We start from the raw sequence: 13,626 nt of genomic DNA, 5'->3' as shown, positions 1-13,626 counted from the left end.
ATGTCCGGGGCCTTCGCCATGTCATGGGAACGTCCCGCTGGTCAGGGCCACATACCTTGGAATGCGGCCCGCTACCCATTTGGCTGCGCCACTTTGAGATTCCGATCAACTTACGCTGGTTCCATATCGCACGGGGTGAGTGAGGTCAGGCGGATGTGGTCTGGGCGGCGACGAGTTCGGCGTACCTGCCGCCCGCGGCCATCAGCTCGTCGTGGGTGCCGCGTTCCACCACGTGGCCGGAGTCGACCACCAGGATCAGGTCGGCGTCCCGGACCGTGCTCAGCCGGTGGGCGATCACGATCCGGGTCTGGGTGAGCCAGAACAGGTTGGACTCGATGGTCGCCTCGGTGGCGCTGTCGAGGTTGCTGGTGGCCTCGTCGAGCAGCAGGATCTTCGGCCGCGACAGGAGGGCGCGGGCCAGGGAGAGCCGCTGGCGCTGGCCGCCGGAGAGGCCGCCGCCGTCGGTCAGCATCGTCTCGTACCCCATCGGCATGGCCATGATCTCATCGTGCAGCGCCGCCACCTGGGCCGCGGCGACCACCCGTTCCAGGGGCGCGTCGGGGGAGTTCAGCGCGATGTTCTCCCGGATCGAGCCGCTGAACAGGGACGGGTCCTGGCTGACCACGCCGAACTGGCGGCGCAGGGTGCGCAGGTTGAGCTCGGAGGCCGGGACGCCGTCGTACAGGATCTCGCCCTCGACCGGGGTGTGCAGCGTCAGCAGCAGCCTGGCCAGCGTGCTCTTGCCCGACCCTGAGGCGCCCACCAGGGCGACCTTCTGCCCCGGCCGGATGGAGACCGAGACGTCCCGCACCACCCACGGGCCGCGGGGGTCGTGCCGGAAGCCCACGCCGCGCAGCTCCACCGCGCCGCGCAGCCGCAGCACCTCGATGCCGTCGCTGGGCTCGGGCTCCGAGGCCAGGATGTCGGACAGGCGGTCGAAGTGCGCGCCCGCCTGCTGCAGGCTCTGCAGGCCGGTCATCAGCGAGCCCAGCGGGGTGAGGGCGCCGAGCGCGATGGCGTTGAGAGCGATCAGCGCGCCCACGGTCAGCTCCCCGTCGAGGACCCGCCACGTGCCGAGCCACAGCAGGCCGAGCGGGGCGATCACCCGGATCGCGGACAGCGCGGCCTCCACCAGGCCCTGGGTGAGGCCGCTGCGCACGTCGGCGTTGAGCTGCTGGGTGAAGTGGGCCGACCACTGCTCCACCGCCCGCTTCTCGGACCCGGACGCCTTCAGCGTCTCGATGCCGGTGATCGCCTGGATGAGGCTGCTCTGCGACGCGGAGAAGGCGGCCAGCTCCTGCTGGGTGAGCATGTTGATCCGCCGGGTGCTGGCCAGCACCAGGAGTCCCTGAACCAGGACCACCCCGGTCAGCGCCAGCCCGAAGACGGGGTCCCAGACATACACGAGCACGAGGTAGCCGACGGCCAGCGGGCCGTCCAGCAGCGCCGCCACGATCTGGCCGGTGAGGATGTCGCGCAGCGTGGCGACGCTGGCGGCCCGGGTCAGCAGGTCGCCCTTGCCGCGCTGCGCGAAGTAGCGGTACGGCAGCGCCACCAGGTGGCCGATCACCCCCTCGGTGAGCTCCTGGTCGGCACGGGCCCGTACGGCCACCAGCAGTGCCGCCCGCAGGTAGCCGATCACGAACTGGGCCACCCCGGCCAGCAGCACGGCTCCGCCCAGCAGGGGCAGCAGGTCCGCTCCCCGCGACGGGATGACCCTGTCGATCAGCAGCTGGGACAGGAAGGGCAGCGCCAGCCCCAGCAGTTGCAGCAGCAGCGAGGCCGCGATGACCTGCGCGAGCAGGCCGCGCCGGCGCCGGAACAGGGTACGGACGAACTCGCGGCGCCAGGCGCTCGCCATCGAGGACGTGCCCCGGTGGAAACCCTCGCCGGGTTCGAAGACCAGCAGCACGCCGGTGAACCCGGCGCTGAACTCCTCCGGGGTGAGGCGGCGGCGGCCCCGGCCGGGGTCGACGAGGTCCACCCGGTCGGGAGACCAGCGCTCGACCACGACGAAGTGGTTGAACTCCCAGTGCGCGACCGCGGGGAGCGGCACGCGCGCCAGGTCCTCGGGCGCGAGGGAGAAGGCGCGCGCCTTCAGGCCGTGCTCGCGGGCGCCCTCCACGATGGCCTTGGCGCTCAGCCCGTCCCTGCCGACCTGGAGCCGTTCGGACACCTGGTGCAGCGTGGTGCGCTGGCCGTGGTGGCAGAGCACCATGGCCAGGCACGCCGCGCCGCACTCGGTGACGGTGTTCTGCAGCAGGACCGGTACGCGGCTCCTCATCGGCCCGCTCCCAGCGCGAACGTGAGCAGCACGGCTCCGGCCACCAGGATGGCGGCGACCGCGATCCACAGCAGCAGGAACGACGGACCGCTGATCACCAGCGGCATCCGGGCGGCGGCGCGGGCCTGGACGTGCCGGCGCATCGCCTCCTCCCGGTAGACGAGCCGACCCTGCCCCTGAGCGCTCCCGGCGGGAGAGCCGGACGGCGAGGGCTGCGGGCGGGAATCGGAGGAGGGCGGTGCGGGCTGTGGGCGGGAATCGGAGCCGGTGGCCGGGGGCTGCGGGTGGGGTCCGGAAGCGGTGGTCGGGGGCTGCGGGTGGGGTCCGGAAGCGGTCGCCGAGGGCTGGGCGGCGGCGGGGGGCGCGTAGGGGGGCCGGGTGCGGTACCCCTCGGCGTCCTCCCAGTGTCTGACCCTGTGCCGGCCGGACGCGGGGACGGCCTGGGTGCGGTCCGGGTCGATCATCACCAGTGCCACTCGATCGTGGCCGCGGCGCGGCGCTCCGCCAGCCAGCCGGTGAAGGCGGCGCGCCCGGCGGCGGCCAGCGTCTCCGCGTCGTCACCGGCCGGGCTCCTGGACAGGACGGCGCCGGTCAGGAAGCCGCCGTCGGGCAGCTCCACCGGGCCGACGACCCGTCCGGGCTCCACACCGCGCAGTGCCTCCGGCAGCTCCGCCTCCCAGCGGGTCGCGAAGGTCACCGAGGTCTCCGTGAACGAGGTCCCCGAGGCTTTTTCGGGTGAGGGCGACACCGTCTCCGTGAGCGAGGTCCCCGAGGTCTCTCCGAGCGAGGCGAGGACGGTGAGGAGGTCGGTCGTGGTGTCGGCGGTCACCTTCTCCTCGCCGGTGACCCACACGGCCCCGACCCGGGCGAAGTCACCGGAGTTCGCGGCCAGGTGGCCCGGGGCCAGCTCTGCCTCCCTGTCCCGGCGGAACCGGCGGCGGCGGGCGATCTCGGTGATGTACGCCTCGAACTGCTCGCCCGACATGCCCGCCTCGGTCATCCAGGCCAGGGTCGAGGCGCGGTCGTGCAGCCCACGCCCCCTGCGGAACTCGTCGGCCGTGGCCTGGAGGTCGGCGGCGGTGAGCGGCGCGCTCCCGGAAGCGTCCCCGGTGTCCCCGGCGGCCTCGACGAGCAGGCACTGGTCGATGATCTCCTGGTACGGCGACGCGTCCCGCCGGGAGAGCGAGCGCAGCATCGTCAGCGCCTGGGGGACCGTCACGTCCACCTCGTTGACGCTGACCAGGTGTCCGGCCGCCCAGTGCGTCGAGTGGTCGATCAGCCAGGGCACCCCGTCCTCGGGAGGGGCGGTCAGCGCGACCGTGCCGCCGTCGGGATGGTCGAGCAGCAGGTCGTAGTCGACCACCGGGGTTCCGGGGCGCCGGTCGACGACGAGCTGCGCACGGACGCCCGGATGCCGAGCCGCCCACTCGCCGACCGCGCGGCGAGCGTCGGCGACGCCCGCGTTCCTGCGGGGCAGCGTACGGAGCAGGGAGGCCCCCGACTGCAGGGCCATCGCGAAATCGGTCACGGCGTTCCTCCGTCCATGAGCCAGCCCGCGATCGCGTCGCTGACGGGCAGCCCGGTCCACAGTTCGACGAACCCCCATGCGCCGTTGGAGTTCAGCTCCAGGAAGACGTACTCGCCGCCGGGGGTGACGATGAGGTCCAGCGCCGCGTAGGTCAGGCCGACGTCGGCGACCAGCAGGGCGCAGCGCGACGCCACCTCGGCGGGCAGCTCGTGCGCGCCGTACCTGACGCGGTCGTTGTCGTAGTGCCGCCAGTCGTCCCTCGCCGCCCGGGAGGCCGACGCGTCGATCTCCGCGGCGAACACCCGCTCGCCCACGACGATCACCCGCAGCTCGACCGCCTTGGGAACGTAGGGCTGCAGGATCACCGGCTCGTGCTGCACCCGGTGCCGGGAGGTCAGGTGGCGGCGGGTGACCACGGTGGTGAACGCGCGGTGCTCGGCGCCGTCGACCTGGAACGGCTCGGCGGTGATCTGCTTGGCGACCAGCCGCTCCGCCGACTCGTACGCGCCCACCAGCTCCGCGGGGTCGTTGGTGTAGACCGTGTCGGGTACGGAGAAGCCCAGCTCGATCGCGCGGGCCATGTGGAAGATCTTGTTGTGCGCGCGGCGCTCGTCCGCCCGGCGGCCGGGCAGCCAGCGCGCGGGCAGCAGGCTCCACACCCCGTCCAGCATGAACTCCGCCTGATGGTCGACGTGTGCGCGGTGGCTCGGCTCGGTCACGGTGCCGGCCGCGCGGGGCGCGCCGGGGCGGCTGCGCCAGACCGCGGTGACGCGGGACAGGTCGATCGTCTCGGTGCCGGTGTCCAGCAGCAGCCGTCGCTCCCCGCCGGAGAACGAGGCGGTGATCCGGCTGCGGCCCGGGAAGTCGCCGGTGTCCCACCACAGCACCGGCGTCCCGCCGCCGGCGGCGGTGGTGTCCGGCCCCATCAGGCGGGCGCCGCGCCGCCGGAGCGCGGTCATGACCCGCTCGACCGCCCCGTCCCCTCGCCTGCTGATGATCAGAATCACTGTCCGGTCCCGTCTCGAAGGCGCGGCGGAACGGGTCTCCCGTTCCGCCGTGCCGTACCTATCGGCGGTATGAGGTCGAGTGGTGGTACGCGAGGACTAGTACTGCCACCACTCGCACGGCAGGTCCTTCTTCCAGGCGCTGACCGACCACTTGCCGCCGGAGACCTGGCCCAGCTCGGCCTCGGCCAGCTCGGCGCCCTCGAAGGGCAGGTCGTCAATCGTGATCTTCGACATGATCATTCCTCTCGGCCGCGTGGTCGCGACCCGCTTGTCCTCCGGCCTCGGTGCCGAGAGCCGGGCGCCGGGTTCCGCGTTCGGTCCCCGGCTGTACGGAGGAATCTAGGAACGATCACTTGTGGACCACTTGTGCTCCGCTTGAGGCGCCCGGGACCTGGCGCGTGGCCACGTGAGGGCACGCCGCGGTCATGTGAGGGCGGGCGGTCGCGATCGCGGCCCGGAGCGCCGCCGGCCGGTTCGGGAAGGCCGGTTCGGGACGGCCGGTTCGGAGTGACCGGTTCGGGACGGTCGGTTCGGGACGGTCAGGTCGGGGCGGGCTGCTCGCCGGGGCGGCGATAGGCGCCGTACCACCAGATCCTGCCGAGCTCGCGCGCGAAGACCGCGTCGCCGCTCCCGTCGTCCACGCCGATGTGCCGGGCGATCGCCTGCGCGCCACCCCAGACGATCACCCGGCTCGCCGCCGTGGCGTCCAGGTCGGGGGGCGTCGAGCCCGACGCCTGTTCGTCGACGAGCGTCTTGTGGACGGCCTCGTCGAACTGTTCCAGATCGGCGGTGTAGAAGTCCCGTACGGCCGGGTCGTAGGAGGCCAGCTCCCTCATCGCGGACAGTATCGCGAAATTCTCCCGATGGATCGCGATGACCTCCATGAAGAATTCCGCGTATCTGGCCGCGCCGTCCTCCCCGGCGCTCGGGTCCCATTTCCTGGCCATTTCCACCAGCCTGCTTCTCAGGGCGTCGGAAAGCCGGACGAGCAGCTGGGACTTGTCGCGGAAGTGCGCGTAGAAGGTGGCGCGCGACAGGCCCGCCTCCTCAAGGATCTGCCGCACGCTGATCTCCGTGAAGACCTCACCCCTCTTGAGGAGCCGCTCGACCGCGGCCAGGAGCTGCGCCTCGGCGGGGGCCGGTCGCTCGGCACCCTCCTTGCGCCTGCGGGTCACAGAGGTCATGGCCACATACTAGGGCCGGTACGGATCGTGTCCCGGCGGGCTTCGCCACCTGCGAAGACGCCCCGGCACCCCGGCCGGCCGGTCGCGCGCGGACGGCCTATCCGGCCGCGGACGACCGCGCGGCGACGTCCATGAGGATGTCCGCGAACTCCCCGGGATTCGAATGGAACGGCGCGTGGTGTCCCGGGCAGCGGTAGACGGTTTCCGCGCGCGCGGCCATTCGCTCCGCGATGCTCCCGGTGAGGGAGACGTCCGCGTCCGGAATGACATAGCTGTTCGGCGTCGTACGCCAGCCGGCCCGTGTCACCACCTCGAAGTCGGCGCGCACGGTCTGCGGGACCAGGCGGGAGATCGCCTCGGCGGTCTCCGGATTCGTCGCGTCGCCGTCGTAGAAGGCGGCGGGCAGGTTGAGGTCGGGATTCTCCGGGGGCCGCAGTCCGTCCAGGGAATCCGGAACGGGGACCCCGTGCGTCTGGAACATCCCCTCACCGACGTCCAGCATGTAAGCGGCCACGTAAACGATGTGCGCGACGTTGTCCGCACCGGCGACGGCCTCGGTGGCCGGTACTCCGCCGTACGAATGGGCCACCACGATCACCGGTCCGGTGATGTCGTCGACGGCTTTACGGATGACCGCGGCGTCGTCGTACATGCCGGGGAGCGGTTCGGCGCCGGACGCGTCCTCGACGGCGCTGGGCAGGCTCACCGCGCGGCTCGCCCAGCCCCTTTCGTCGAGCACGTTCCGCAGCCTCTCCCAACTCCACGGCCCGTGATGGCCCCCGTGCACGAGAAGGAACGTGGCGCGGTTCGCGATTTCCTGCAAGAGATCTCCTTGTTCGGTGGTCCATGCCGGAGAGGACATGTCCACCTCGGGCGACCCGTGACCGCCCGCGCGGGGGTCGTGCGCGCCGGAGGCGGTCCTGGTCGGCGGCGTCGTACGCGCAGACCATACACCATGTATAGACAGCTTGTATGGATGGCGTCGCGGCGCCCGCTCCGGACGAAACGGCCTGGTGGGAGGTGTGGCGCGGGCTCCCCGGGGGGCGCCGCGCCCCCCGGTTCGAGGAGTGAAGGGCGCGGCTCCTTTCGGTCGTGTGCGTTCCGGTAATCGGAGGGGCCTTTTTGATGTGGTAATTCACATTTCTGGAATTGAATAAGTGTTGACGAAATTCTTAACAACTTGCACAGTAATCACTGCAGTCTCAGCTTTCACTCCGACATGACCTGACCTCACGATCGGAAGAGCGCTCAATGAAAAGGCTTCTGACATTCGCCGCCGTGACGTTGGCGGCCGTCGCGGGAATCGCCGTCGCGGCCGTTCCCGCCCAGGCGGCTCCCGTGAACGACGCTCCCGTCGTCCTGGCGGCCCCCGGAGTGGACGCGGTGGTGGTCGCCGACGGGGTGCGCCTGCGGTCGAGTGCCGGAGGATCGACGGTCATCGGCTACCTCTACTACGGCGACTACGGGCAGATCGTCGGCACGACGGGCGGCTGGTGCAGGTTCCGGCTGGGCGCCAGGTCCGCCTCGGGGCTGCCCTCCGGCACCACGGGATGGGTCTCGTGCACCTACCTGGCCAGGGAGGACGGCCAGAAGTTCACCGGTCCCGCCGTCGACACCCTGCGGGAATAGCCCCTTTCCCGGGATGAGCCCGGCCGCCCGGCTCCCCACGGCCGGGCGGCCGTTCCCGTTGTGGGGCCGGGTCGTGCGCCCGTACGGGAGAACGCGCGGCGGAAAGATGAGGAAAGACCGAAACGGAAACGGGCACGGACGGAGGTCCGTGCCCGCGTGCCGCCGTCCAGGCGTCCTTCCGTTCAGGCGCCGCGACGGCGGGCGGCCACCTTCCTGATGAGGGGCGTGCACAGCGCCAGGAGCGAGACGACCAGCAGCGTCGCCGCGATCGGGCTCCTGACCAGCACCGTCACGTCGCCCGCGCCGATGGCCAGGGCCCGGCGGAGCTGGATCTCGGCCATCGGGCCCAGGATCAGGCCGATCACCGCCGGGGCCACCGGCAGGCCGAAGCGGCGCATCGCGAAACCGAGCAGCCCCAGGATGTAGAGGATGACCAGCTCCACCCAGGAGGAGTTCAGCGCGTAGACGCCGAGCGCCGCGAACAGCACGATCCCCGAGTAGAGGTACGGCCGGGGGATGCGCAGCACCCGTGCCCAGAGCGGGGCCAGCGGCAGGTTGAGCACCAGCAGCATGGTGTTGCCCACGAACAGCGAGGCGATCATGCCCCAGACCAGCGCCGGGTTGTGGTCGAACAGCTGCGGGCCCGGCTGCAGCCCGTACTGCTGGAAGGCCGCGAGCAGGATCGCGGCCGTCGCCGAGGTGGGCAGGCCCAGCGTGAGCAGCGGGACGAGCGTGCCCGCCGCCGAGGCGTTGTTGGCGGCCTCGGGACCGGCGACCCCCTCGATGGCGCCCTTGCCGTACTCCTCGCGGGCGACCCCGCGCGCCAGGCGCTTCTCGATCGAGTACGACAGGAACGTCGGGATCTCCGCGCCGCCGCCGGGCAGCGCGCCGAACGGGAAGCCGAGCGCGGTGCCGCGCAGCCACGGCCGCCAGGAGCGCGACCAGTCGGAGCGGCCGAGGAACGCCCGGCCGACCGGGACCACCTCGGGCCGGCCGTGCCGCAGCCGCGAGGCGACGTAGAGCACCTCGCCCAGGGCGAACAGCCCGACCGCGACGATCACCACGTCGATGCCGTCGAGCAGCTGCGGGATGCCCAGGGTCAGCCTGGCCTGCCCGGTCTGCTGGTCGATGCCGACGAGCCCGATGACCAGGCCGAGGCTCAGTGAGGCCAGCCCCCGTACGACGGAGCGGGACAGCACCGAGGACACCGCGGTGAAGGCCAGGACGGCGAGCGCGAAGTAGTCCTCGGGCCCGAAGGAGATCGCGAAGTCCACCACCAGGGGCGCCGCGACGACCAGCAGCGCGGTGGCGATGGTGCCCGCGACGAACGAGCCGATCGCGGCCGTCGCCAGCGCCTGCGCGGCCCGGCCGCGTTTGGCCATCTTGTTGCCCTCGAGGGCGGTGATCATCGAGGAGCTCTCGCCCGGCGTGTTGAGCAGGATCGAGGTGGTCGACCCGCCGTACATGCCGCCGTAGTAGATGCCCGCGAACATGATGAACGCGCTCGCCGGGGGGACGGTGAACGTGATCGGCAGCAGCAGCGCGACGGTCATCGCCGGGCCGATGCCGGGCAGAACGCCCACCAGCGTGCCCAGCGTGACGCCCGCCAGCGCGTAGAGCAGGTTGATCGGGGTGAGGGCGGTCGCGAAGCCGTCCATCAACAGCTGGAAGGAGTCCACTCAGATCACCCCGGACAGCAGTCCGGCCGGCAGCGTCACGCCGAGGCCCCTGACGAACACCAGGTAGGTGAGAGTGGACAGCACGATCGCGATGACGCCCGCGCGCAGCTTGTGGGCCGCCCCGAGCGTCACGGACAGGCCGAAGAAGAGCAGCGCGCCCGCGATGACCCAGCCGAGCAGGTCGAGCAGCCCGGCGAAGGCGAGGAAGATCATGCTGACCAGCGCGACCGTCCGCCAGTCGGCCCGCGCGCCGGAGTCGATGTCCTCGGCCTCCTCGGGGTCGCCACGGCCTCCCCTGAGCACGTCGACCACGTAGAACAGCCCGATCAGCAGCATCGCCCCGCCGACCAGGGCCGGGAAGAACCGGGGCCCGAGACCGAGGGCGGAGCCCGCGGCGGTCACGTCGGCGGTGCCGACGATCACGAACGCCCCCAGCGCGAGGACCAGCACCGCCAGCCCCAGCTCGGGCCGCCGCCACGACCACCCTGCCTCGCCCTCGCGCGCCGTGCCGGGAGGCGGGTCCGCGTCGCCCCCGGAGCCCGGGAGGGGACCGGTCCCGGCCCCGGCGGCGCCGGGACCGGTGGGACCGCTGCCGGTGGGACCGGAAGGGTCTTCTGCGGGAGGCATCAGGAGACGAGGCCCATCTCCGCGATGACGGCCTTGACCTTGGTCTGCTCCGCCGTGAGGAAGTCGGCGAACGGCTGCCCGGTCTGGAAGACGTCGGTCCAGCCGTTCTTGATCACCGCGTCCTTCCACGCCGGGGAGTCGTGCATCTTGGTGACCAGGTCGGTGAGCCTCTTCTTCGCCTCGTCGTCCAGCCCGCCGGGCGCGACGAAACCGCGCCAGTTGGCCAGCTCCACGTCCAGGCCCGCCTCCTTGAGGGTCGGGGCGTCCACGTTGCCGAGCCGCTCGGGGGAGCTGACGCCGAGGGCGCGCAGCTTGCCGGACTTCACGTGCTCGGCGAACTCGCCGATGCCGGAGACGCCCAGCGCGACCTTCCCGCCGAGCAGCGCGTTGAGCGCCTCGCCGCCGCCGGAGTGGGCGATGTAGTTGACCTGCTTGGGGTCGATCCCCGCGGCCTTGGCCATCAGGCCCGCCACGATGTGGTCGGTGCCCCCGGCGGAACCGCCCGCGATGGCGATCTTCGTCGGGTCGGCCTTCCACGCCGTCACCAGGTCGCCCAGCGTCTGGTACGGCGACGCGGCGGGAACCACGACGATCTCGTACTCCTCGGTGAGCTTCGCGATCGGCGTGGTGTCGGCCAGCGTGACCTTCGACTTGTTCTGCTCGATCGCGCCGACCATGACCAGGCCCATGGTCATCAGCAGGTCGCCGTTGCCCTTCTCACCCGCGAGCTGGGCCAGGCCGATGGTGCCGCCCGCGCCGGGCACGTTGTAGACCTCGATCTTGCGGGACGGGTCGGCGGCCTTGAGCGCCTCCCCGGCGACGCGGGAGGTCTGGTCCCAGCCGCCTCCCGGCGAGGCCGGCGCCATGATTCTCAGCGCGCTCGTCCCCGAGCCGCCGTCGGAACCGCAGGCGGTGAGGGCGGCGAGGGACAGCACCGCGAGGGCGGCCAGTCTCCGAAGACGCATGGTCTGCTCCAAACAAATATGAACAAAGCGTGGTGAGGATGGTGACTTCAGGAGGCCACCCTGTCGATCCTTTGCGTGTTTGCCGTCGTATCGGTCATATTGGTCACACCTTTTCGCGACCTCGCCGTTACCTCGGACTGCTTTCATCGAGGCCCTGATCAGGGAGTTGACTCGTGCGACGCTTACTCAACGCCTCGCTCGGTACCCAGCTTTTCGTGTTGCAGACCGTGATCGTGTTCCTCGCGGTGGGCGGTACGGCGGGCGTCTGGATGGAGCACACCCGCGTCCTGCTGGACCGCCAGTACCAGCAGCGCGCCCTGGCGATCGCCGAGTCGGTGGCCGGCCTTCCCCAGGTGCGTGAGGCGTTCGGCCTGCCCAGGCCCGAGCTGAGCCTGCAGCCGATCGCGCTCGGGGTGCAGGCGGCCACCGGCGCCGACTACGTGGTGATCGCGAACCGCGACCAGATCCGCTACGCCCACCCCAACGCGGCCCTGATCGGCAAGAGGCTGTCCACCGACGGCTCCGAGGTCATGACGAACGGGCGGCACTGGACCGGCATCCAGACGGGCACCCTCGGCCGCTCGGTACGCGGCAAGGCCCCGATCTTCGGCTCCTCGGGGCAGGTCATCGGCCTGGCCTCGGTCGGGATACTGGAGGGGACCGTCGCCGACGAACTCGGCGATGCGCTCCCGCCGCTGCTGTGGACGGTCCTCGCGGTCCTCGTCGCCGGGTCGGCCGCCGCCGCGCTGATCGCCCGGCGGGTACGCCGCCAGACGTTCGGCCTGGAACCGGGGGAGATCGCGGCCCTGCTCGAACAGCGCGAGGGCGTGCTGCACGGCGTCAAGGAGGGCGTGCTCGCCCTCGACCTCCAGGGGCGGGTCACGCTGGTCAACGACGCGGCACGCGACCTGCTCGGCCTCTCCCAGCACGACGTCGGCCGCAGCCTGCGGGAGATGCCGCTGTCCGAACGGATGCGGGACGTGCTGGACGGCGTGGACCCCGGCGACGACCGGGTGGTGCTCCACCGCGACCGGGTGCTGGTGCTCAACCGGACCCCGGTGGCCGTACGGGAGCGGCAGAGCGGCTGGGTGGTCACCCTGCGGGACCGCACCGAGCTGGTGCGGCTGGCGCGCGAGCTCGACCAGGCCAGCACCACGACCGGCGCGCTGCGCGCGCAGGCCCACGAGTTCGCCAACCGGATGCACACCGTGGTCGGCCTGCTGGAGCTCGGCGAGCACGAGACGGCCGTCAGCTACATCACCCAGACCACCGAGGCCTACAGCAGGCACGCCTCGGGTGTCAGGGAGAAGGTCGCCGACCCGACGCTGGCCGCGCTGCTGCTGGCCAAGTCGGCCGAGGCGGCCGAGCGGGGCGCCACCCTGGTGCTGTCCGACGACTCCCGGGTGGAGGCGGGCATGCTCGGCGACCCGCACGACGCGGTCCTGGTGGTCGGCAACCTGGTCGCCAACGCCCTCGACGCGCTGCAGGAGACCGGGGGGACGGTGGAGGTCTCGGTCCGCACCGAGGCGGACGGCCTGCGCGTCCGGGTCGGCGACTCCGGTCCCGGGATCACCCCGGGCCTGGTCCACGAGGTGTTCAGGGAGGGCTTCACCACCAAGGCCGCCCACGCCGGGCCGCGCGGCCTGGGCCTGGCCCTGACCCGCCAGGCGTGCTCGCGCCGGGGCGGCTGGGTGCGGGTGCACAACGCGGGCGGAGCCGTCTTCACCGCCCTCCTGCCCGCCGGAAAGCCCGCGCTCCCGCCCACGGGGGAGCCCGCGCTCCCGCCCACGGGGGAGCCCGCGTTCCCACCCACGGGGGAGTCCACGCCCTCGCTCACCGGGGAGCTCACCCTCCCGCCCGCCGAGGAGCCCGCCCCCCTGCCCGCCGGGAAGCCCGTGCTCCCGCCTGCCGGAGGGTCCGTGGAACGGGAGGTGCCGAGTTGACCGGGAACGGGCACGCGGGAGAGATTCGCGTCCTGGTCGTGGACGACGACTTCATGGTGGCCAGGATCCACGGCGGCTACGTCGCCAGGACGCCCGGCTTCGCGGTCGCCGACGTCGTCCACACCGGGGGCGCCGCGATCGCGTCGGCCGCGACGCGCAGGCCCGACCTGGTGCTGCTCGACATCTACCTGCCGGACATGTCAGGACTCGACGTCCTCGCGAAGCTCAGGGAGGCCGTGCACCCGGTGGACATCCTGGTGATCACCGCCGCGCGGGACGTGGCCACCGTCCGGGCGGCGATGCGCGGCGGCGCTGTCAACTACCTGGTCAAACCCTTCACCGCCCGCGCCCTGGCCGAGCGCCTCGAACAGTACGCCGAGATCCGCAGGCAGCTCGCCACCCTCGGGGACGAGGCCCGCCAGGACGAGATCGACCGGCTCTTCGGCGCGGTCAGGGGGGTCCCGCCGCCGCTGCCCAAGGGATTGTCCGGCACCACGTGTTCCCTGGTCGCCGCGGCCCTCAGAGAGAGCGGCGGCGACCTGTCGGCGGCCGAGGCGGCGACACTCACCGGCCTGTCCAGGGTCAGCGCCCGCCGGTACCTGGAACACCTGTGCGCGGCGGGCCAGGCGGAGCTCCGCCCGAAGTACGGCACCGCGGGAAGGCCGGAACACCGCTACCGCTGGACAGGCTGATTTGTTACTCCTTTTGGGACGGCGGTTGACCAATGTGGTTTAAGGTTGCCGGAGGTGGAAGTTGCGAAGCAGGAGGATACGGAGGCCG

Annotated in this window: 13 protein-coding genes; 3 read left to right on the top strand and 10 right to left on the bottom strand. The window is 71.8% G+C overall.

Annotated elements, in window-relative coordinates; translation table 11 throughout:
- Positions 1-145: 145 nt before the first annotated feature.
- From ACFYWM_RS16265 to ACFYWM_RS16235, 7 genes are all read right to left on the bottom strand, one after another.
- Complete coding sequence (locus ACFYWM_RS16265) at positions 146-2,284, bottom strand: peptidase domain-containing ABC transporter (RefSeq protein ID WP_389914910.1); 2,139 nt, start codon at positions 2,282-2,284, stop codon at positions 146-148.
- Positions 2,281-2,748 carry an NfeD family protein gene (locus ACFYWM_RS16260; RefSeq protein ID WP_389914908.1) on the bottom strand — a complete coding sequence of 156 codons (468 nt, stop codon included), beginning with the start codon at positions 2,746-2,748 and terminating at the stop codon, positions 2,281-2,283. Before ACFYWM_RS16260 ends, ACFYWM_RS16265 begins: the two co-directional genes overlap by 4 nt.
- A complete protein-coding gene (locus tag ACFYWM_RS16255; RefSeq protein WP_389914905.1) occupies positions 2,748-3,812 on the bottom strand; it encodes a TIGR04500 family putative peptide maturation system protein in 1,065 nt (354 codons plus the stop codon). Before ACFYWM_RS16255 ends, ACFYWM_RS16260 begins: the two co-directional genes overlap by 1 nt.
- Entirely contained in the window at positions 3,809-4,819 is a 1,011-nt protein-coding gene (locus ACFYWM_RS16250) for an MvdC/MvdD family ATP grasp protein (protein ID WP_389914902.1), read from the bottom strand. The genes ACFYWM_RS16255 and ACFYWM_RS16250 overlap by 4 nt, the downstream gene beginning before the upstream one ends.
- Positions 4,820-4,915: 96 nt before the next feature.
- Positions 4,916-5,053, bottom strand: coding sequence for a putative ATP-grasp target RiPP (locus ACFYWM_RS16245; RefSeq protein ID WP_350969444.1), 138 nt, complete (start codon positions 5,051-5,053; stop codon positions 4,916-4,918).
- 305 nt (positions 5,054-5,358) lie between these two features.
- A complete protein-coding gene (locus tag ACFYWM_RS16240; RefSeq protein WP_389914899.1) occupies positions 5,359-6,003 on the bottom strand; it encodes a TetR/AcrR family transcriptional regulator in 645 nt (214 codons plus the stop codon).
- A 97-nt stretch (positions 6,004-6,100) separates the two neighbouring features.
- Positions 6,101-6,826 carry an alpha/beta hydrolase gene (locus tag ACFYWM_RS16235; RefSeq protein ID WP_389914896.1) on the bottom strand — a complete coding sequence of 242 codons (726 nt, stop codon included), beginning with the start codon at positions 6,824-6,826 and terminating at the stop codon, positions 6,101-6,103.
- A gap of 428 nt (positions 6,827-7,254) precedes the next feature.
- Here ACFYWM_RS16235 and ACFYWM_RS16230 point away from each other — a divergent pair, with 428 nt between their 5' ends.
- A complete protein-coding gene (locus ACFYWM_RS16230; protein ID WP_389914893.1) occupies positions 7,255-7,632 on the top strand; it encodes an SH3 domain-containing protein in 378 nt (125 codons plus the stop codon).
- 182 nt (positions 7,633-7,814) lie between these two features.
- Here ACFYWM_RS16230 and ACFYWM_RS16225 read toward each other — a convergent pair whose 3' ends face one another.
- The 3 genes from ACFYWM_RS16225 to ACFYWM_RS16215 are packed head-to-tail and all read right to left on the bottom strand — an operon-like array spanning position 7,815 to position 10,903.
- Positions 7,815-9,311: a tripartite tricarboxylate transporter permease gene (locus ACFYWM_RS16225; RefSeq protein WP_389914891.1), complete on the bottom strand. Its 1,497-nt coding sequence runs from the start codon at positions 9,309-9,311 to the stop codon at positions 7,815-7,817.
- A complete protein-coding gene (locus ACFYWM_RS16220) occupies positions 9,312-9,938 on the bottom strand; it encodes a tripartite tricarboxylate transporter TctB family protein (protein ID WP_389914888.1) in 627 nt (208 codons plus the stop codon).
- Positions 9,938-10,903, bottom strand: a complete 966-nt coding sequence (locus ACFYWM_RS16215) for a tripartite tricarboxylate transporter substrate binding protein (RefSeq protein ID WP_389914885.1) — start codon at positions 10,901-10,903, stop codon at positions 9,938-9,940. The genes ACFYWM_RS16220 and ACFYWM_RS16215 overlap by 1 nt, the downstream gene beginning before the upstream one ends.
- Before the next feature lie 173 nt (positions 10,904-11,076).
- Here ACFYWM_RS16215 and ACFYWM_RS16210 point away from each other — a divergent pair, with 173 nt between their 5' ends.
- Both ACFYWM_RS16210 and ACFYWM_RS16205 read left to right on the top strand, forming a co-directional pair.
- Positions 11,077-12,846, top strand: coding sequence for an ATP-binding protein (locus ACFYWM_RS16210; protein WP_389914883.1), 1,770 nt, complete (start codon positions 11,077-11,079; stop codon positions 12,844-12,846).
- Positions 12,843-13,538: a response regulator gene (locus ACFYWM_RS16205; RefSeq protein ID WP_389914881.1), complete on the top strand. Its 696-nt coding sequence runs from the start codon at positions 12,843-12,845 to the stop codon at positions 13,536-13,538. Before ACFYWM_RS16210 ends, ACFYWM_RS16205 begins: the two co-directional genes overlap by 4 nt.
- Positions 13,539-13,626: the final 88 nt, after the last annotated feature.

It is taken from the genome of Streptosporangium sp. NPDC002721 (genome assembly GCF_042888905.1).
Classification (GTDB): Bacteria; Actinomycetota; Actinomycetes; order Streptosporangiales; family Streptosporangiaceae; genus Streptosporangium.
This window is presented reverse-complemented; position numbering and strand designations above follow the sequence as displayed.

Bases quoted from the DNA above. Each gene is read 5' to 3' on its own strand.
- ACFYWM_RS16265 (WP_389914910.1), bottom strand. From the start codon at position 2,284: ATGAGGAGCCGCGTACCGGTCCTGCTGCAGAACACCGTCACCGAGTGC.
- ACFYWM_RS16230 (WP_389914893.1), top strand. From the start codon at position 7,255: ATGAAAAGGCTTCTGACATTCGCCGCCGTGACGTTGGCGGCCGTCGCG.
- ACFYWM_RS16245 (WP_350969444.1), bottom strand. From the start codon at position 5,053: ATGTCGAAGATCACGATTGACGACCTGCCCTTCGAGGGCGCCGAGCTG.
- ACFYWM_RS16220 (WP_389914888.1), bottom strand. From the start codon at position 9,938: ATGCCTCCCGCAGAAGACCCTTCCGGTCCCACCGGCAGCGGTCCCACC.
- ACFYWM_RS16240 (WP_389914899.1), bottom strand. From the start codon at position 6,003: ATGACCTCTGTGACCCGCAGGCGCAAGGAGGGTGCCGAGCGACCGGCC.
- ACFYWM_RS16215 (WP_389914885.1), bottom strand. From the start codon at position 10,903: ATGCGTCTTCGGAGACTGGCCGCCCTCGCGGTGCTGTCCCTCGCCGCC.
- ACFYWM_RS16260 (WP_389914908.1), bottom strand. From the start codon at position 2,748: ATGATCGACCCGGACCGCACCCAGGCCGTCCCCGCGTCCGGCCGGCAC.